Consider the following 18,023-nt stretch of genomic DNA (forward strand, 5'->3'; position numbering starts at 1 on the left):
TGCGGCGAGCGGGTGCGGCACGCGGCGGTGGGTGCCGGCGGACCGGCTCGCGGGCCGGGCGGTGGAAGGTGTGGGGGCGCGGCGGGTCAGGCGGCGCGGAAGCGGCGGTCGGGTCCGTCGAGGTAGACCGGGGTACACATGCCTGACAGGCGGCTCAGCACGCGGTCGCCGACCTTGTCCCGCAGCACCGGCTGGCCCGCGGCCATCCCGGGCATGCGGACCGGCGGCAGGTTCGAGGTGACGATCGTCGGCAGCTGGTTCTGCGCACGCCAGTTCAGCAGGCGGAAGGTGATCTCCTCGTTCCACTCGCTGCTCTTGGCGGCGCCGAGGTCGTCCAGAAGCAGCAGCGGGATCCGCACGATCCGCCTCATCAGGTACTCCGGATCCGCGCCCCCGCGGGACCGCATCTCGCCGTAGAGGTCGGCGGCGGTCGTGGCGTGCCAGCGCACCCCGCACCCCGCGGCGGTCAGGGCGCGGATCGCGGCGTACGCCTGGTGCGTCTTGCCGGCGCCGGTCGAGCCCCACAGCAGCAGGCTCCGGCCGTGGGTGATCTCCCGCTGCCCGGCCGTCCCGAAGTGCGGGATCAGCGGGCTCGCCGCGTGGCCGACGGCGCTGCCGGCGATGGTGCGGACCCACTCGGCCACGGCGGGGTGCTCAACCTGGGCCTCGCGGTAGTCGCGCGGGATGCGCAGCTGAGCGGCCTCCAGGGCGGGGATCGCTTCCGGGGTGTCCGCGACGGGGGCGGCGGGGTCGATGCCGCGCTCGGCGAGCTTGCGCCGCATCCAGGCCATCGCAGCGTTGTCAGCGGTGGCCTGGGGGTCGGCGAGGCTGGTGCGGTTCACAGGGCGACTCCGAAGGTGCCGGTCGGCTCGGTGGGATTGAAGTACGGCGTGTACGCGGGGGAGGCGCTGGCCCAGAGCCCCGCGCCGGAGGCGGAGGACGGGCTCGAGCTCGACGACTGCGCAGGCCCGGCGTTGAGGAGCTCGTTGACCAGGCTCGGCAGGACGCTGGGGTTCAGCCCCTTGGCGCGCAGCCGCTCCAGCGCCGGCCTCAGGACGTCGGGGCCGTAGCCCTCGTCCAGCAGCGAGCGGATCTCTCTGCCCAGGTGCCCGAGGACCTTCTTCGGCGGACGCCCTCCGGGGCAGCCGCGCAGGTACTCGGCCATCAAGACCTTCGCCGACCACTCGCTTGCCTCGGCCGCCTCCAGCACTGTCTCCGAGGCGGAGCCGAGCGTGGGCGCCTCGCGCCCCCTACGGGAAGATCCAGGATCCAAGATCCTAGATCCAGACCGTGAACCCTCAGTGAATGTGGCGCCCGTCACGCCGTCCGCTTGGGTTGCATCGCCCTGACCTGCGGATTCCCTTGCAGGGCTCGCGAGGGGCGGGCGCGGGGGCGTTGTGGCGACGATCTCACCCTCCCGGGCGAGGGTGGCGCGCATCACAGTGGGCATGGATGCGGGCGAACCGGACAGAACGGTTCGCGTGAGTGCTCCGTGAGCGGTCGCGGAGTCGCCTCCGTCGGCGGCGCCGACGGGCGCCTCGTGGGCCCCAGGGGCCGATTGCCGGGGGCCGGCCGCCGCATGGGGCTGGGTGTGGCACTGGGGGCGGTCGCACTCGCCGCACGCCTTCGCCGCCTCGTGGGCCGGGCAGCGGGGCAGCCGGGATTCCGAAGCGCGGTTGATCTTCTGGTGCCGGTCCCAGGTCACGATGTGCAGCCAGGACTTGCCGTCGCAGCCGGTGTACCGGCACACCAGGCCAGCCGCGGCCAGCTGCTCCAGGTCGTGGGCGACATGGGCGGGGGTGTGCTCCGGGCGCAGCGCCCACAGCCGCCCGGCGATGATGGCCGGGTGGTCACGGAACCGACCGGAGTCATCAGCCTGGGTCAGCAGTCCGAAGAAGGTGAGCACCGCGGTGACGGTGACGGAGGCAAGATCCTCGGATTCGAAAGCCTCGGGCTTGATGGTGCGAATGCGTGCCATCAGACCTCACCCCCGCGCCAGAGGCCCGAAAGGGGCGGGTGAGCGGTGTCCGCTGCACAGTCCGCGGCGGCGGCCCGAGGATCCGGCCTTTCGCGCAGGGGCGTGCCCATGCAAAACTCTCCCTGAGTGATGCCGCAGCCGGTGTGCCCCGTAGGAAGGGCCGGCGCGGTGATGACGGGTCTCTCCGGCCGTTGCCTCGGCTGGAGATGAGACTCTTCGCGTCCGGCGCCCGGGAGTTGCCTTCTCCCGGGCGCCGACTGAATTTACGGACTAGCCGCTCGGTGCGTCCTGCATGCGTTCCCATCGCCGGTCACCGGGCTGCCTCCCGGTGGGGGACGACGAACATACGCAGACGCCCGCACAAGATCCAGACCTGGCTCTACAAGCCGTGAAAGGTTGTACGTGCCAAGCAATTCGTCGATGCATCAGGGCGTGCAGGCGTGAGCCGTTGTGCGGCAGCGCCGCCCAGGCGTGCTCCGGGCGCGCCAAAAAGTATCTTCAAAAGAGCCCCCACGTTCATGAACCGGCAGGCTGTCGCTCTGTACCGGCTGGTCAGGTTTGGATTTAAGCCCGCAGGCAAAGGCTTCGTCAACGCCATCTCGGGAGCGAATCCACGCGCGTAGATGGATGTGTGGGATGCGTGGAGGTTGCATGGAGGGCTCTGGTAACGCCCCGTATTTTCAAGGGGTTTGGATGGTCGGAGCCGGCTTGCTGGGGTGATCGTCTGCGGCGTGAATGATCATCCATCTCCTTGCAAGAAAAACCGGCAAGGATTTGCCGCTTTCCTGATCATGGAAAACCGCAGGTGAGGGAATGTCCAGATTCGTCATGGAAGACGGTCGGGTGGCGACGGGCATGGTTGCGTGTTTAACCAACCGCCCTGTGGTTGAGACCACAAATTACTGGTCGGTACTACTTAGGCGTATCGTCTTTATGGGAGATGCCAGGCCGGGGGGCCAGCATTCACGCTGCCCCCCGTTTTTCATGCCCTCAGGCAGGTGCCTCCCGTGTAAGACACGGAGACAAGGAAGAGCCTCATGGTTGCTCAGGGGATAGTCCCCTTCGGCGATGACCGCGCCGAGAACAAGGGCGCACACGGCGGAGAAATCGCCGGTCAGTTCATGGGGTTCGGTGGCTGGCTGAAGAGATGGCGCCAGGCCGCGGGGATCACTCAGTCCCCGGTGGCCAAGGCACTCGGCATGGGGGTCCGGACCTACCGCAACGTGGAGAAGGGTGCCGTCCCGCCCCGGTTCACCAAGCCCCAGTGCGAGGCGCTCGCGGACCTGCTCGGACTCGACAAGAGCGAGCGCCACGCCCTGCTCCTCTACAACATCGGCACCACGCTCGACGGTGACCCGCAGATCGATGCCAGTCCGGAGCTGCGCCGGGCACTTCGCCTGCTGATCGACAGGCAGATGCCCTCGCCCACGTACCTGACCGACCGCAACTGGAACATCCTCGCGTACAACGCGGCGATGGCCGAGTGGTGGCCCTGGGTCATGGAGCCGCGCGCTAACCTGATGCGCTGGGCCCTGACGAACCCCGAGGCGCGCACCCAGTACCACGAATGGGAGATGCACGCCGCGGCCTACGTCCGGCTGCTGAAGTTCGCCCAGGCCACCCACAAGGACAACGCCGAGCTCGTCGACCTAATCGCAGAGGTTCGCCAGAACCCGGACGTCGAGCGGATCTGGCGTACCGAGGCCGATCTGGAAGCCGACCGGGACGGCCACGTCTTCCGGATGATCATCCCTGCCCTGGGTTGGGAGACCGTCGAAGTCGTCTCCCACGTCCTGTACCCGGCGTCTATGCCCCACTGCCGATTCGTAGTGATCACCTGGGTCGAGACCGAGTCCTCGGATGACGAGACCGACGCCCTGGGAGGCAAGCGCAACGCCTGGGCCCATGCTGAGCCTGGCACGCCCGCTCCACAGCCATCGGCCCAGGCCGAAGCAGATGCCGCCCGCCGCCGTGCCGCCCGCGCGCTCACCGCCCGCCTGGTCGTCGACAGCGCCAACGAAGCCGCAGCGCTCGCCGGCCCTGACGGCGTCCCGCTTCCCGCACTCAGTGCGCTGGCCGGTCCGGAGTGCCAGCTCACCCTGTCGCCCGAGAACCACTTCGTGGTGTGGGCCATCCGGGAAGCACCTGGAGAGTGGGGCATCACGCAGCTGGGGGCCGGAGCCGTCATCGACCGCATCCACCAGCCGATCGTCGACCCCCAGGCCCGAGCGGAGCTGAAGCTGCTCCTGCGTGCCTCGCTGCCGAACTCCGTCCAAGCGGCGTTCAGCCGACTCAGCGAGCAGCTGCCCCAGGCGGACCTCCGGGCCACCCTCCTTCGCGAGATTTTCAACGACCTCCAAGCGGGCGAGGAGCCGTCCCCCTAGCTGGTGTGGCTAGCTCGTTGACCAAAGCAAGTCACTTACTGTCACGACTGGTGCTGCCTCCGTCTGGGCGCTGGGAGGGCGGGGCCTGGTCGTCCGGACGTAATGGAACGTCCGGACGGCCGATCCCCGCAGCCCGTGGGCCTTCGGTACGGAGGGTGCGCCAGCCCCTCCTCGGATCGGCCGGGTGCCTCGATGGTGCGGCAGATCCCACAACCTTCCGGAGCCGCTGTGTCTCGACACATCTACGACTGCCCCGTTCGCTGGTCGGACCTCGACGCGAACGGACATCTCAACAGCTCCCGCTACGGCGTCCTCTTGGAAGAGACCCGCATGCGCATGTTCAGCATGCTGGTCCCTCAGGATCCCGCCGAGCGCCTCTCCCGCAACTTCCTCCTGCGCGAGCAGACCATCCGATACCAGCACCCGCTGGACACCTGGGAGACCCCGGTCCGGATCGAAGCCTGGGTGACCGACGTCCGGCGCGTCTCCCTCACCTTCCACTTCGAGGTCAAGGACGACCAGCACGTCTACGCCACCGCGACCTCCGTCGTGGCCGGCTACGACTCCATCCGGGGTGGCATCCGCCGCTTCGAGCAGAACGAGCTCGACGTGTTCAACAGCTACGCCGACACGACCCAGGCCGGTGACAACTGACCGGCACGGCCAGACCGTGAATCGATCTTCTTGGCGTCAGCGGGCGGGAACCAGAACCTGACCAAACACTACTGGGGCCACCCCTGCGTCCTGCTACGAAGCAGCGCATGTGCCATGGAGAGGTCCTCCGGAGTGTCGACCGCTAGACCATCGTCCGTTACAGGGACCATCCGTACGCCGTGGCCGTGTTCGACGAGGCGCAGCATCTCCACGCTTTCGGCTCGCTCCAACGGGCCCTGGGGGAGCTGCTGGAACAAGCTGAGGGCCGTTCTTGTGAAGCCGTAGAGCCCGAGCTGCCGCAGGTACCTCGGACGGTCACCGCGCGGGTAGGGGATCGGTTGGCGGGAGAACATGAGGGCGTTGCCCTCGGCGCCGACGGCGACCTTGACGACATTGTGGTTCAGCACCGTGCCGGCGTCGTCCAGCTCCGTGTACGCGTTCACTGCGAGCGTCCCAGGCGGCAGGTGTGTGAGGGCCTCGGAGACAGCGTCGATTGCTGTGGGGGAGACGAACGGCTCGTCGCCCTGGACGTTGATGTAGGCGTCGGCAGGCAGGCGTTCCGCGCACTCCGCGACGCGGTCGGTACCAGTGAGGTGGTTCGCGGTGCGCACGCAGTCGATCCCCAGTTCGTGGCACACCTCCTCGATGCGCTTGTCATCGGTTGCGACCACCGCGCTGTGAAGGCGTCTCGCCTCTACGCAGCGCTGGTGAACGTGCCACAGCAGCGGCTTGTTCCCGAGCTGCGCCAGGGGCTTTCCCGGGAACCGGGTGGATCCCCAGCGGCACGGGATGACGGCTATGTGGCGGCGGGGTGCGGCGCTCGGTGTCGGCGAGGATGTGCTGGAGGATGGAGGCACGTGGTCACCTGTCGAAGTGGTTGAACCAGACCCTGGCGATGGCCTGGCGGTCAGGCGTCGGCATCTCGTGTATGCCGGCGTGGAAGTGGCCGCGGCTGAGGGCCGCGGTGGCGGCGAGAATCTCGGCCTGAACGAGGTGGATGTAGGTGCCTACTGCCGCGCCGTGCACGAAGTTGACGGCGCCACCGTCGGCCAGGACGTAGAAGTAGTGGCCCGTGATTTCGTACCGCGTCAGATGCTCGCCGACCGGGGTGCGCTGGTAGTGCCCACGGAGGCTGCCGAGTTCGAGTTCGTCCTCCGAGGACGTCACCGAGGCGAGGTACGCCCCGTTGCGCAGCGCTGAGAAGTCACCTTGGCGGAGGGCTAGGTTGCCGGTGGCGCAGAGGACGAGTTCCGCGTCCTGGAGTGCGGCGGCAGTCGACGTGCTCGTGCGGAAGCCCTGGGAATGCGCCTGCACTCTCCTGATCGGATCGGTGTCGTACACCGTGACACGGGCGTCCTGCGCACGTAGCGTCTGAGCGATGGCCCGGCCGACCTTGCCGAACCCGATCACACAGGCGTTGCGGCTGGTCAGAACGTCGCCACGGGCGCGTACGAGGGCGTCGGTCGAGAAGACGATGGATCGGCCTACGAGGTGGTCCTCGCAGTCCTTGAGCGGGGAGCGGGCGACCGAGACGACGGGGCAAGGGAGGTGGTCGAGTGCGGCGTACCTCTGGTGTCCGTTCTCTGTGTCCTCGACGACACCGAGGATGCGGCCGGAGAACTTCTCCACCAGGGTGTCAAGGCATGGTGCGAAGTAGCCCCCGATGTCCACCAGTAGTACGTTCCTGCCGCCGACAGTGTCCTCCAGGTACTCCAACGCCCCGGTCGGGTCGGTGAACAGCTCTCGGCTCAGGTCATGGACCGTGAAGGCACATCGGACGTCCTTCAGGGTCGGCTGGTCGATGGACCTTGGCTTGGGCAGGACAGCGCCGACCGTGGAGATCGCCGCCATCGCGCGGAGGAACGCCGGCCGCTCAGAGAGCAGGTGCGTGATGACCAGAGTGGTGACGTTCTCTGCGGCGGGGAAGCGTGCCGTGACCTGCCGGAAGAAGGCGTCCAGGCGCGCCTTCTCAGGACTCTCCACTGCGACGCCTCCTGGTCCTGCCCGTCATGCCGCGCGGCCGTATGCGGGGGACTCGGCGGCCAGGGCCTGCATGTGGGCCCGCATGCCGTTGTGAATGTCGACCTGGGGCTGCCAGCCCAGGACCTCATGGGCGCGGCCGGGGTTGGCGCGGGTGGTGAGGACGTCGCCGCTGCGCGGGTTCTCCTGGTGAACTTGGACCTCGCGCCCGGCAAGGCTGTTCGCGATGTTGATCACGTCGAGCAGGGAGGCGCTCGAACCGCCTCCCACGTTGATCACTCCACTGGCCGTCGGGAGGGTGCCCGCGGCGATGGTGGCGGCCACCGCGTCGTCGATGTACGTGAAGTCCCGCCGCTGGTGGCCGTCCCCGTACAAGCGCAGCGGTTGGCCGGTCAGGGCGGCCGTGAGAGCGCGGTGCGTGAACATGTCGGGGCGCTGCCGGGGGCCGTACACGGTGAAGTACCGCAGGGCGACGACGCTGGTGGGGGAGTGAGCCTGGGCGGCGTGCGCGAGGCAGAGCTGCTCCTCGGCGAGCTTCGTTACCGCGTACGGGGATGTCGGCTGGGGCCGGTCGGTCTCCACGCTCGCACCGCCGTCGGTGGAGCCGTAGACGCTGGAAGAGGAGGCCGCCACGAGCCGGGGAACGCCCATTCGGGTGACGGCGTCCATGACGCGGTGGGTCGCGAGGACGTTGGAGGCGACGTACTCGCCGAACCTCGGTCCCCATGAGGGACGCACCCCGGGGATCCCCGCCAGGTGGAATATCGCGTTCGCGTCGACGAGAAGCGGATCGATCGCGCAACTGAGGAGGTCGGCGGTGACGTGCATGTACCCCGGAAGCCCCCGCAGGACGGAGAGGTTGGCTGCGGCCGTGCGGTCGGTGGCCGGGTCGCGCCGATCGACGCCGATGACGACGGCGCCGGCCTGGACGAGGGCGTGCGCGAGGTGGGAGCCGATGAAGCCGGCGGCGCCGGTCACCACAGCCCGACGGGGGACAGCGGCGCTCGGGTGGGACAGGTGCTGTGACACGGGGTACTCCAGGAATCCAGGGACGGGGCGGCCTAGGTAAGGCGGGCCAGAACCGTCCGGCCGTGGGTGCTGAGGGAGAGATCGTTCTGCTCATGTCCGCGGACGAGGGAGGTGACGGCCTCGATCGCTCCGAAGGACTCGAGTAGCCGCTGTTCGGTCTCGTTCAGCGGCTTTCCGTATCCGGTGAAGAACGCCGTCCGCAGGTGGGGTGCCGCCTGCCAGCGGCGGAACTCGAGCCGGGCGAAGTCGCGGATGCGGGCGTCGCGGCGCATGTGCTCGAAGTCGCACAGTCCGAAGGCGTCGCCGAGGAGCCAGTTCCGCGGCTGATAGTCGAGGTGGCACACGGCGCTGTCCATGAGCGTGTTCGCCAGGACATCCGCGTTGTGGCTCAGTCGCTCGCGTTCGAGCGTGGAGATGAGGCCTGCCCGGTCCGCGCGAGCGGTCCAGTAACCCAGCCGCTGGGCGAGGTCCGTGCCGACAGCACCCGAGCGCGGTACAGAAGTGGCGTGGTGCAGCTTGCCCAGCACCCGCCCGGCCTCGTAGTGGGCACGCTCCTCATCAGGCGATCCTGGTGCGACGGTATCCGCCCGTACGCCGGGGACAGCGGTGAGGAGCAGGGTGCACGTTCTGTCCTGGCGGCCCACCACGTGGGGCACGTGGCCGGTCAGCTGGGATCCCCAGGTGAGATAGGCGTGCAGCTCCCGGACGTACCGGTCGCGTTCGCTGTGCTGCTTGGCGAAGAACGCGTTGCCGTCGGCGTCGACCAGATGCAGGACGCGGTGCGGGAGCGCCGGCTCGTGCACGATCCGGACCGCCCCGAGCGCGCCCCGGGCCAAGTTCAGGCGCGGGTCGTCGAACTGCGTGATCACGCGGCCGCCTCCCGCGCTAAGGCGGCGAGGTGCTCGGTGTCGTTGTGGCGGTCGAGCATCCACCGCCTCTGTCCGAGCCGGTTGAGGTGGTGCTGCCAGCGGGTGATGGACCCGTGGGAGACCGTGAATCCGGCTGGAGAACCGAGAGGGATTCCCAGGAGCAGGGTGTGCGCGACGATCACTGTCTCGCCGTGCGCGGCAACCAGGACGCGCTCGCCCTCATGCTGTTCGATGAATCCCTGCAGGAAGCGGCTGGCCCGCTCCAGGTAGCCGTTCCACGTGTCGGATCCAGCAGCCCAGGGCCTGTCCGGGTGGGCATGCGGCCCACCGTCGGCAGCGTCCTTCACCTCGGTCCAGGGCATGCCGTCAGCGGCCGCGTGGGCCGGGCCGTCGAGACGATCGTCGGCGGACACGGGGATGCGAAGGGCCTGGCTGATGATCTCCCCGGTCTGGCGCAGGCGGATGCGAGGGCCGGCGTAAAGCGCGTCGAACGGCTTGTCGCAGTGCTCGGCGGCAAGGCGGAGCGCGACTCGCTCGACCTGCGCGTATCCGCGGTTGGTCAGTCCGGTGCAGGTGCGCGGGCCTCCCACCAGGCCGTCGAGGTTGCACTGGGCCTCGCCGTGGCGGATGAAGACGAGTTCGGTGGTGATCATGTGGAACCTCGGAGGAAGAGTCGGGGCCAGGCGTAGCGGTAGCCGTTGCGCCCGATGTAAGGAGCGGTCAATACGGAGTGCAGGGCGAGGAAGTCGTCCAGTCGCTCGCGGTCCGTGGTGCCGAGCCGGGGGGCGTGGCGTTCGGCGGCCTCGTTGTAGGTGCGCAGGGCGGCGTCGATGGCTGGGGCCGGGAGGGGCCCGTACGTCAGGCTCAGCGTCACGATCAGCTTCGCCAGGTCGTAGCCCATCGGGGCGAGCGTGAGGTCGTCGGTGTCGACTGTGTAGACGCCGCCGGCGTCGGTGACGATGAAGTTCCGGGGATTGCTGTCCTTGTAGAAGGCAGTTGGCCCCTCGGCGGTCTTCTCCAGCAGCCCGAGCATCGTCTGGAGGGCGGCCGGGTCCGGCAGGTAGCCCTGCTCGAATCTTCTCCGCAGGGCCGTCTGGCGGGGACCGATGTAGTCGTCGAACGCGATGCCATCGCGGAATCGGTGTGGGGTGTTCAGCGCGGCCGGTCGGAGGTCGCTGGTCCAGGCGGCTCCATGGGCGTCGCCCAGCAGCGCGGCGAGGGACGGCAGGTCCTCGGGCCGGGCCGGGCGCCCGTCGATCCGCTCGTACGTCAGGCTGGTCGGCCCGACCACCGACAAAGCCGGCAGGCGCAACGGCCGTGCGTGCTCGGAGAGCCAAGCGTGGTGGCGGGCTGCTGAGGCCACCGAGCCAGGCGTCTCGTAGTGCTTGGTGAAGTAGCGGATCCTCACTGCTGTCCTCCCCGCGCCTGGGCCACCACGAAGGTCACGAGGGACTTGGTGGTGAGAGGCCGGTCCGGCAGAACCTCGTGCAGGGTCGCCGCGAGGGCGCCCGCATTGCCGTACAGGCCGGGGGCCAGGCTGTACTTCGGGTTGGTGGCCAGGTACTCGGCCAGGTGGTCATGGCCGTCGAAGGTGAAGCTGTGTTCCTCGTGCTCCACGACGAGCACATCGAGCGACACAGCGGCGACGTCGGCGAGGTTGCCGCTGTGCACCGAGATGTACAGGCTTTCGTGCTGCTCGGCTCGCCGGTCGAGGCCGGCGGCAGCGACCAGCTGGTCCATCTCTCGGTAGCTGTCGAGCCCCTTCGTGACGAGCACGGCCAGACCGCCGGGAGCAAGAGCCCGGTCGATCTCCGCCACAACCGCCTGCGGGCGCGGTGAGTGGTACAGGCAGAACGCGGCGACGACGATGTCGCACGACCCGGCCGGCACGGGGAGGCGGTGGAAGTCCCCCTGCATAAAGCTCACCGGGAGGCCGGGCAGCCGCTGGGCGCGCTGGCGGGCGTGCTCGATCAGGGCCGGCGCAGCGTCGAGGCCGACGACGCGCCGGGGCCCGAGTTCCTGGGCGAAGGCCAGGCTGCTCGTGCCGCGACCGCAGCCCAGGTCCAGTACCAGGCCGAGACTGTCCGGTCGCTCGTGGTGGTTGCGCACCAACCCGACGATCGTGTCCGGTACGGGCCCCCCGACGGTCTTCGCCCGCATCAGGGCGTTGGACCGGCCGGCCAGTCGAGAGGCGTGCCCGTACAAATCCGTTTGCCGCCCGGGGTCCAGGAAGGGGTTGGTGCCGCTCATGCCGCGCCCTCCACTCGGGGGCGTGGAGTGCTCAGCGCTGCTCGGCGGCGACCTTCCGCAGCCAGCGGCGTGTCTGCCGCCGGTTGGACAGCAGCACCACGTCGGCACGGCCCGAGGCGAACTCCCCGATCTTGGCCATCACGCGCGGGCGCATCTTGCGGCGGTACGTCGCCACGTACTTGATCACACCCCAGTGGATGCGGTTGTGCACGCCGTTGCCCTTGTGCCCGGCCCCGTGCCGGATCTGCCGGGAGAGGATCCCGTACAGCGCGGCCATGGTCGAGACGTCCATCAGGACCACCGTGTCGCAGGCTTCGAGCCGGATCTGCAGCGTCGAGTTGTAGTTCCCGTCGATCACCCACCTCGGCTGCGAGACGAGCTCCCGCTGCAGGGCAGTGAACTTCTCCGAGGGCAACTCGTTCCACTCGTCGTCGTAGTACGCGGCGTCCAGGTGGGTGACCGGGGCGTCGAGAATCCTGGCCAGCTCGCGTGCCAGGTACGACTTGCCGCTGCCCCCGCAGCCGACGATGGCGACCTTCTTCATGGTGCTCCAGCGTAGAGGTGCGCGGGTGCTCGGTCGCACCCGCCGATCGAACTGGTTCGGCGATTCCAGACGCGATGGCCCGGGAGGTCAGCTGCATCATGCCGCTCCCCGTTGCACCGAGACGGGGCCGGCGGTCGTGGCCAGGACAGCTTCCAACACGTCGGCCTGCCGACTCAGGCGGAACAGGTTCAGGCGGTCCAGGCAAGCCGCGACCAGGTCCGCGTGCTGCTGGGTGCCGGCGATTCGCTGGAAGTGGTTCAGCCGCTCGATCACCTCGCTACCGGAGCTGACGATCAGCTCCTCGGGCACGAAGCGGTCGGCGTGAAGGATGTCGGCAGGGGCGAGCGGGAGGCAGCCGGCGAGCACGGCCTCGAAGATCCGCTGCGTCATCTGCCCCACGGCGGCGTACCGCTCCGGCAGCATGAGCACCGTCGCCAGGGACCTGCCGTACACCGCGTGGACCGCCTCGAACGGGAGCCTGCCGAGGAATCGGACGTGGGGCCAGCGGCTGTTCTTGGTCCACTTGCCCCCGACCAGGTGGTCGACCCGGGCGGCGGCCGGCGCGAAGAAGCGGTCGAAGTGCTCATCGCGGTCGTACTGGTTGCCGACGTACCCGAGGACGAGGTCCCGGGGCTTCTGGGCGAGGGCGACCGGATCCGCCGAGGCGAGGAGCTGGTCGTCGACCGGGAAGAGCAGGCGGTGTGCGCCCGGTGTCGGTTCGAGAGCGGCCTCGCACACGCTGGTCTGACGGGCGCGCCGCAAGACGCTGTCCAGCGGGAGCTGGCGGTCCTTGTCCCAGAGCACGGTGGGCGTCTTCTTGCGCACGGTGTAGCGGTTGACCAGTTCGGTCTGGCGGTGCAGGTCGCAGGTGTGCCCCTCAGTGCCGCACGGGGTGGTGTTGCGCCCGTTAATCGCCCAGCGCCACTCGAGGAACAGGACATCGATGTCCGGGCTGCCACCGTGGAATGTGTAGGCGTTGCCCAGGTCATCGCCAGCCTCGATCAGGTCGCGGTTGGCCTGCAGGAAGACGATCTCGTGGCCGCGGGCGAGCAGAGCGTCGATCAGTGGGCGGCGGTGGCTGCGTCCCCCGTCCGGAGTGTCGGTGATCCCGTTGCCGAGGAAACCCCAGAAGCTGTATCCGATCCTCACTTGGTGATCCACCGGCCTTCCAGCAGCAGGGCATCCAGCCCGGAGTTGACCAGGCAGTCCAGCGCCATCTCCGGTGTCCCGCAGATCGGCTTGCCCTTGACGTTGAGCGAGGTGTTGATCAGCACGGGCACCCCGGTGCGGCGGGCGAAGGCGCTCAGCACGTCGTGCATGAACGCGTTCTGCGACCGGGCGACGGTCTGGAGCCGGGATGTTCCGTTTGCGTGCACGATGGCCGGCACACGTTCGCGCGCCTTGTCGGTCACGCCGGACGCCATCGACATGTACGGGGCCTCCTGACCGAGGGTGAAGAACTCCCCGGCACGTTCGGCCAGGACCATGGGAGCGAAGGGGCGGAACGGCTCCCGGAACTTCACGGTGGCGTTCAACCGCTCGACGACCCCGGGCTCCAGGGGGGAGGCGAGGATCGAACGGTTCCCCAGGGCGCGGGGGCCCGCCTCGACCTGGCCCTGGAAGAGGCCGACGATCATTCCGTGGGCGAGCTGGTCGGCGAGGAACTCTGCAGTCTCGACGCCCAGCGTCTTCTGTTGGAGATCGGGCCACGGCGTGAGGTCGAGGGCCTGGTTCTGGAACGACGGCCCGAGGTAGCAGGCCCGGGCGACGCCGGACACGGGCCGCTGGCTGCGGCTGCCGGTGTGCACGGCGATGGCGGCTCCGATCGCGGTGCCGGCGTCGCCCGGGGCGGGCGGGACGAACACCTCGTCGAAGATGCCCTCCTCAATGATCCGGCCGATGCCCACGCAGTTCGTGGCGACTCCACCGCCGACACACAGACGGCGCGATCCGCTGATCATTCCCGCCCGGCGGGCCAGGTGCACCATCACCTGCTCGGTGCGCGCCTGAAGGGCTGCGGCCAGATCCCGGTGGACGTTCTGAAGCGGCTCGCTCGGGTGACGCTCGGGGCACGTCTCGGTGACGAAACGCCGGGAAGTCCGCGGGTAGCCCGAGGTCAGTACGCGTGGCGGGAAGTATCCGGGGTCCACCACGAACCCCGTCGGCGTGGTGCGCACAGCCCGGGCGAACAGGTGCCGGAACCGATCCGGGTCGCCAAGGGCGGCGAGTGCCATCACGGTGCCCTCCTCGTCACCGCGACGCCACCCGAGGTGCTCCGTGACCGCGCCGTACACGTAGCCCAGCGAGGCGGGGTCGTTGATCGCCTGAAGGGTGCGGACGGAGGGGCGGAGCGCGTCGTGCCCGCGGGCGATTGTCGTGGTCTGCCGCTCGCCAAGGCTGTCGACGACGAGCACGGCAGACTCGTTCCACCCAGAAGCGGCGAACGCCGCAAGCTGGTGGGCCCGGTGGTGCAGGACAGGGAGGACGCGGGCGGAGGGGAACCGCCGGCCGAGCGCGCGCGTGCGCAGTTGGGTTCGCAGTGCCACCTTGGCGAAGCCGCGAGCCCTCGGCAGCGCCCGGTCGCGCGTCGCCGGCGACAACGCCAGGCGAAGGGCCGCCGACGACTCGGCGAGGTAGTGGGCGGGCTGGAAGTTGTAGGCCACTGCGTCGATGTCCGCGGCGGTGAGCCCGGCCTCTCCCAGCAGCCAGTCGACAGCGTGGTGGGGATAGTCCTTGGTGTGCTTCTGCTGAGAGAGCCGCTCCTCCTCGACGAAGCCGATCAGCTCCCCGTCCACGAGTAGGGCGGCGGAGGAGTCGTGCGTGAAGGAGCACAGGCCGAGGATGACCGAGGGCGCCCGGTTCGTGGCCGCCATCACCGCGTCCCCGCCGACTCGAGCGTGGTGGAGGTGCGGGCACGGTGGTTCAGCTTGCCGTACCAGGCGGTCAGCGCCTCGCCCAGCGGGCCGTCGGTCTTGTAGGCGACCCGCCACGCCTGGTCACGGGAGCCCTCCTTCCACAGGCGGTAGCTGTGGAGGGTGGCTGCCATCGTGTCCCAGCCCGGGTGGCCGGTTACGTCCCGCGCCACGACCGTGTCGAGGAGGCCGTCGAAGCCCCGCCATGGGGTGGTGAGGTCCGGCATGATCGAGCTCGCGGTGACCGAGCTCAGCTGCTCGGCTTGGTCCAGGTGGCCGTCGTAGATGTGCAGCGATCCCACGTGGTGGTGGAACTCGCCCAGCTCAGCGTCGAGCCAGCCCGCGACCAGCTCGTGCAGCACGGTGTAGAAGAACAGGTCGTACGGCATGCCGATCCACACGTCCTGACCACGCATCGTGGTCGACATGTGTAGGCGGCCGGCACGCAGGTAGAAGCGAAAGCCCAGCGTGCAGGGCACGTCCTTGTGCCCGGCGGCGTCCTGGGCCGGGTCGTAGAGCTGGATCAGCGCCCGGCGGGAGTCGGGGTCCTCCTTCAGGATCTCGACGACGCGGCTCAGCTGATCCACGCTGCCCGACCAGTTCCGCATCCGCGGTCCGTACGCACCCCGCAGGACACCGTCGTCGGCGTACTGCCGCAGACGCGCGTTGTAGTCGAAGATCCACGGGGCGTCCGAGCCGGAGAGGTGCCACACCGTCTCCGCCACGGCGAACGCGGGGTTGATGACGCGCACCGGCGGGGCGGACAGCAGACGGGCCCGCGGCTGGGTCAGTCGCATATGGACGTCGAGGACCTCACGGGTCGCCATGCCGCGCGGGCTGACCCTCTCGCCGCTCTTGGCCAGGGCGACAGCGCCGACGAAGAGTTCAGAGACGCTGTCGGCGGTCAGGTGTGTCATCGGGCGGTTGCTCCTTCGCCTTGCGGCAGTTCGGACTCGGTGCCGCGGGCCTCGTGGTGGGAGTGCGTGGAATGGCCGTCGTTACGGCGGGTGATGAGGCGCGCGACCTGGGCGGCGCTGTCACCGCGCCACCGGCACACCGTGTCCGCAGCGGCCGGGACTTCAGGCGGGCGCGTTCTACACAAGGCGGCGAGGGCATCGGCGACGTCATTGGAGGTGCTGCACCGCCGTGCGAGGCCGTGTTCGGAGAGCCCGAGCGTGCGCTGGCTGGGTGATCCGATTTCGAGCACCGGAACGCCAACCAGGGCGGCTTCGATGCCGCACGTCGAATAGGCGCTCGCCAGGGCATCGGCACCAGCGAGGCAGCCGCGAGCTCCGACGCGGGGATCGGCGACGGCGACGAGCGGCTGGCCGTCCCGTTCGAGTAGAGGGGCGAAGACGTCCAGGCTCTGCGCAGGATGCGGCGCGATGACGAGGCCCCAGTTGTCGCCGGCCTTCCACAGGCCGTCCAGGAGGAGATCCGCCTGCGCTTTGAGCCGGTCAGGTCCGAAGGGCTGGCAGGCCCACACGGCGATACGGCTAGGTCCTGGGCCAAGGGTGGGTGCCAGGAGTGTCTCCAGATAGCGCCGCTGGGCTTGGCTGTCGAGCTCGGCGAGCGCGTCGAAGCGGGGCTGGCCCAGGACATGGACTTCGGCATCAGGGTGGCGGGCCCACGCCCTGGCGAGAGGGAGATCCCGTTCACCCATGACGACGATGTCCCGGCTGTGCAGCGCGGGCCATGCGACCGACTCGGCCGTCCAGGCCCCGTGCTGAACGTGCACGGTGTTCGCGCCATGGCGCTCTGCCGCATGGACAGCCAACGCACCAAGTGGGCTGGTGTCGTTGCTGACGAGGACGGTGTGCGGCCGGGTTGCGGCGAGAACGCCGTCCAGCCAAGCCTCCGCCTGGATCACGGAGCGCCACGAGGGCTGGGTGCACCCGCCGCTCGTCTCCAGTAGTACGGACACGAGACGGACGAGACGGGCCAGCTGCACCTCGTGCTCGTCGACCGGGATGATGCGCCCTTCGTCCCGCGCCCGCAGACCGGCCACAGCGCCGGAGAGGTCGAAGAGACCGGTCGGGGGCGAGCACAGGTTCACCCCCACGACTCCCGAAGCCGGGTACTGCTCCGCCGGGTCGGTCGCCAGGTCCAGCACGAGGCTCGGGAACCCCACTCGGGCCAGTTCCCCCAGCACCGGCAGGAGAGTGTCGGCGTGACGGGAAGACCACGAAAGTGCCACCACCTCGCACCGCGGCAGCTCCGAGGGAGCCGGGCTCGGTGCCGCTACGGCTACTGGGCGGGGAGGGAGAGGGAGGTTGCGTAACTGAGGGGAACGGCGGGGGTTGCGGGGGGCCGCGGCTCCGAGCAGGTAGGCGATGCCCGACCAGGTGACGGTGTACGCGCGGTACTCGCGGGAGCTGCTCGACCGCAGCCCGACGAGTCCTTCGTGCGGCGCGGGCCTCAGCGGACCGGGGGCCTTCACGAACGGCTCCCAGGCGCTGAGCGCGGCCAGCTTGCGGACGACCTGCGTGACCAGGCGCCGCGTCGGCACGTGCTGGACGTACGACCACCCCGCACCCCCTGGCGTCCTGGCCAAATCAGCGCCGTACGCTTCGAGGGACCCCATCACCATGTCCACCCGCGCTCCGGCTGATGCCGGTTCGACGGGCAAGGCCTCCAGCTCGGACGTGGTGATCCGGTCGGACTTCATGGTCGCGAGAGCGCCCTCGCCGACCAGTGCCCACAGGGGCTTGCCAGCTGACTCTGACCGGGCGATGCCGAGGGCCGTGCGCTTCGGCGGTGTCATACCGCGCTCCCTTCGAGGAGCGGCCCGGCATCCATGAGACGCAGCAGGTCCTTCGGGGATTCGGCGACGACGGGGGCCGGGCGGCCCGGGGCGCCGTAGCCCCAGGCCGCGTGTACGTACGGGACGCCGGCGCGGCGCGCGGCCTCCTGGTCGACCGCCATGTCGCCGATGTACAGCGCATCGGCCGGGTCGGCGCCGAGGTCGACGAGGGCGAGCAGGATAGGGTCCGGCGCGGGTTTGCCCCGGCCGACCCCGTTCGGAGTGCGCACCGTGGCGAACGGAACGCCGAGCTGGGCCAGCAGTGGGGCAGCACGGTTCAAAGGCTTCGAGGTGACGATCCCCAGCCGCCACTCGGCAGAGGCGAAGGCGTGCAGGACTTCCGCGACGCCGTCGAACTGTCGGGCGAGATGGGACGCGGCTGTCGACGCCTGGGAGTACGTCTGGTGAATCGCCTCGGCGTCTGCGAGCCCGAGCTGGTCCATGATGTCGGCGAAGGGCCGACCCAGGTGACGCTCGTACATCTCGAAGGGCACGTTGAGGCCGTGGTCCTTCTGGACCTGCTGCCAGGCGTTCTCCATGACGGGGCGGGTGTCGACAAGCACGCCGTCCAGATCGAGCAGGAGCACGCGCAGGGGCGTGAGCCGAGATGGCATGAGTGA

Annotated in this window: 18 protein-coding genes; 2 read left to right on the forward strand and 16 right to left on the reverse strand. The window is 69.3% G+C overall.

Annotation, left to right across the window (positions count from 1 at the left end):
- Positions 1-86 precede the first annotated feature (86 nt).
- The 3 genes from ACGFQ9_RS15430 to ACGFQ9_RS15440 form a co-directional block, all read right to left on the reverse strand.
- Positions 87-842 (reverse strand): ATP-binding protein, encoded by a 756-nt coding sequence (locus ACGFQ9_RS15430; RefSeq protein ID WP_393574257.1) that lies wholly within the window; start codon positions 840-842, stop codon positions 87-89.
- Positions 839-1,978, reverse strand: a complete 1,140-nt coding sequence (locus ACGFQ9_RS15435; protein WP_393574258.1) for a hypothetical protein — start codon at positions 1,976-1,978, stop codon at positions 839-841. Before ACGFQ9_RS15435 ends, ACGFQ9_RS15430 begins: the two co-directional genes overlap by 4 nt.
- A gap of 680 nt (positions 1,979-2,658) precedes the next feature.
- The gene (locus ACGFQ9_RS15440) at positions 2,659-2,835 is read right to left on the reverse strand and encodes a hypothetical protein (RefSeq protein ID WP_393574259.1); all 177 of its coding nucleotides are present in this window, start codon (positions 2,833-2,835) and stop codon (positions 2,659-2,661) included.
- 180 nt (positions 2,836-3,015) lie between these two features.
- Here ACGFQ9_RS15440 and ACGFQ9_RS15445 point away from each other — a divergent pair, with 180 nt between their 5' ends.
- A complete protein-coding gene (locus ACGFQ9_RS15445) occupies positions 3,016-4,362 on the forward strand; it encodes a helix-turn-helix transcriptional regulator (RefSeq protein ID WP_393574260.1) in 1,347 nt (448 codons plus the stop codon).
- Between the two features lie 228 nt (positions 4,363-4,590).
- The gene (locus ACGFQ9_RS15450; protein WP_393574261.1) at positions 4,591-5,016 is read left to right on the forward strand and encodes an acyl-CoA thioesterase; all 426 of its coding nucleotides are present in this window, start codon (positions 4,591-4,593) and stop codon (positions 5,014-5,016) included.
- Positions 5,017-5,084: 68 nt separating this feature from the next.
- Here the strand turns inward: ACGFQ9_RS15450 and ACGFQ9_RS15455 are convergent, their stop codons facing one another.
- The 13 genes from ACGFQ9_RS15455 to ACGFQ9_RS15515 all read right to left on the reverse strand — a co-directional run bounded on the left by ACGFQ9_RS15455 (position 5,085) and on the right by ACGFQ9_RS15515 (position 18,017).
- Positions 5,085-5,873 carry a 3-deoxy-manno-octulosonate cytidylyltransferase gene (locus ACGFQ9_RS15455; protein WP_393574262.1) on the reverse strand — a complete coding sequence of 263 codons (789 nt, stop codon included), beginning with the start codon at positions 5,871-5,873 and terminating at the stop codon, positions 5,085-5,087.
- A gap of 4 nt (positions 5,874-5,877) precedes the next feature.
- Positions 5,878-6,999, reverse strand: a complete 1,122-nt coding sequence (locus ACGFQ9_RS15460) for an adenosylhomocysteinase (protein ID WP_393574263.1) — start codon at positions 6,997-6,999, stop codon at positions 5,878-5,880.
- A gap of 24 nt (positions 7,000-7,023) precedes the next feature.
- Complete coding sequence (locus ACGFQ9_RS15465) at positions 7,024-8,025, reverse strand: NAD-dependent epimerase/dehydratase family protein (protein ID WP_393574264.1); 1,002 nt, start codon at positions 8,023-8,025, stop codon at positions 7,024-7,026.
- 32 nt (positions 8,026-8,057) lie between these two features.
- Entirely contained in the window at positions 8,058-8,894 is an 837-nt protein-coding gene (locus tag ACGFQ9_RS15470; RefSeq protein WP_393574265.1) for a phosphotransferase, read from the reverse strand.
- Positions 8,891-9,547, reverse strand: a complete 657-nt coding sequence (locus ACGFQ9_RS15475) for a histidine phosphatase family protein (RefSeq protein ID WP_393574266.1) — start codon at positions 9,545-9,547, stop codon at positions 8,891-8,893. The genes ACGFQ9_RS15470 and ACGFQ9_RS15475 overlap by 4 nt, the downstream gene beginning before the upstream one ends.
- Positions 9,544-10,302 (reverse strand): phosphotransferase, encoded by a 759-nt coding sequence (locus ACGFQ9_RS15480; RefSeq protein ID WP_393574267.1) that lies wholly within the window; start codon positions 10,300-10,302, stop codon positions 9,544-9,546. The genes ACGFQ9_RS15475 and ACGFQ9_RS15480 overlap by 4 nt, the downstream gene beginning before the upstream one ends.
- Positions 10,299-11,144, reverse strand: a complete 846-nt coding sequence (locus ACGFQ9_RS15485) for a class I SAM-dependent methyltransferase (protein ID WP_393574268.1) — start codon at positions 11,142-11,144, stop codon at positions 10,299-10,301. Before ACGFQ9_RS15485 ends, ACGFQ9_RS15480 begins: the two co-directional genes overlap by 4 nt.
- Positions 11,145-11,175: 31 nt before the next feature.
- Complete coding sequence (locus tag ACGFQ9_RS15490) at positions 11,176-11,688, reverse strand: topology modulation protein (protein ID WP_393574269.1); 513 nt, start codon at positions 11,686-11,688, stop codon at positions 11,176-11,178.
- 96 nt (positions 11,689-11,784) lie between these two features.
- Complete coding sequence (locus ACGFQ9_RS15495) at positions 11,785-12,837, reverse strand: hypothetical protein (RefSeq protein ID WP_393574270.1); 1,053 nt, start codon at positions 12,835-12,837, stop codon at positions 11,785-11,787.
- Positions 12,834-14,561, reverse strand: coding sequence for a carbamoyltransferase (locus ACGFQ9_RS15500; protein WP_393574271.1), 1,728 nt, complete (start codon positions 14,559-14,561; stop codon positions 12,834-12,836). The genes ACGFQ9_RS15495 and ACGFQ9_RS15500 overlap by 4 nt, the downstream gene beginning before the upstream one ends.
- Positions 14,561-15,517 carry a thymidylate synthase gene (locus tag ACGFQ9_RS15505; RefSeq protein WP_393574272.1) on the reverse strand — a complete coding sequence of 319 codons (957 nt, stop codon included), beginning with the start codon at positions 15,515-15,517 and terminating at the stop codon, positions 14,561-14,563. Before ACGFQ9_RS15505 ends, ACGFQ9_RS15500 begins: the two co-directional genes overlap by 1 nt.
- On the reverse strand, positions 15,514-17,364 hold the full coding sequence (locus tag ACGFQ9_RS15510) for a hypothetical protein (RefSeq protein ID WP_393574273.1): 1,851 nt from the start codon (positions 17,362-17,364) through the stop codon (positions 15,514-15,516). Before ACGFQ9_RS15510 ends, ACGFQ9_RS15505 begins: the two co-directional genes overlap by 4 nt.
- The gene (locus ACGFQ9_RS15515; RefSeq protein ID WP_393574274.1) at positions 17,361-18,017 is read right to left on the reverse strand and encodes an HAD family hydrolase; all 657 of its coding nucleotides are present in this window, start codon (positions 18,015-18,017) and stop codon (positions 17,361-17,363) included. Before ACGFQ9_RS15515 ends, ACGFQ9_RS15510 begins: the two co-directional genes overlap by 4 nt.
- Positions 18,018-18,023 lie beyond the last annotated feature (6 nt).

The organism is Streptomyces sp. NPDC048603, from assembly GCF_043199475.1.
In the GTDB taxonomy this organism is placed as follows: Bacteria; Actinomycetota; Actinomycetes; order Streptomycetales; family Streptomycetaceae; genus Streptomyces.

What these genes read in the sequence shown, in the direction of transcription:
- ACGFQ9_RS15490 (WP_393574269.1), bottom strand. Translation starts at nt 11,688, where the DNA reads ATGAAGAAGGTCGCCATCGTCGGCTGCGGGGGCAGCGGCAAGTCGTAC.
- ACGFQ9_RS15440 (WP_393574259.1), bottom strand. Translation starts at nt 2,835, where the DNA reads ATGCCCGTCGCCACCCGACCGTCTTCCATGACGAATCTGGACATTCCC.
- ACGFQ9_RS15500 (WP_393574271.1), bottom strand. Translation starts at nt 14,561, where the DNA reads ATGGCGGCCACGAACCGGGCGCCCTCGGTCATCCTCGGCCTGTGCTCC.
- ACGFQ9_RS15445 (WP_393574260.1), top strand. Translation starts at nt 3,016, where the DNA reads ATGGTTGCTCAGGGGATAGTCCCCTTCGGCGATGACCGCGCCGAGAAC.
- ACGFQ9_RS15510 (WP_393574273.1), bottom strand. Translation starts at nt 17,364, where the DNA reads ATGACACCGCCGAAGCGCACGGCCCTCGGCATCGCCCGGTCAGAGTCA.
- ACGFQ9_RS15505 (WP_393574272.1), bottom strand. Translation starts at nt 15,517, where the DNA reads ATGACACACCTGACCGCCGACAGCGTCTCTGAACTCTTCGTCGGCGCT.
- ACGFQ9_RS15435 (WP_393574258.1), bottom strand. Translation starts at nt 1,978, where the DNA reads ATGGCACGCATTCGCACCATCAAGCCCGAGGCTTTCGAATCCGAGGAT.
- ACGFQ9_RS15475 (WP_393574266.1), bottom strand. Translation starts at nt 9,547, where the DNA reads ATGATCACCACCGAACTCGTCTTCATCCGCCACGGCGAGGCCCAGTGC.
- ACGFQ9_RS15515 (WP_393574274.1), bottom strand. Translation starts at nt 18,017, where the DNA reads ATGCCATCTCGGCTCACGCCCCTGCGCGTGCTCCTGCTCGATCTGGAC.
- ACGFQ9_RS15485 (WP_393574268.1), bottom strand. Translation starts at nt 11,144, where the DNA reads ATGAGCGGCACCAACCCCTTCCTGGACCCCGGGCGGCAAACGGATTTG.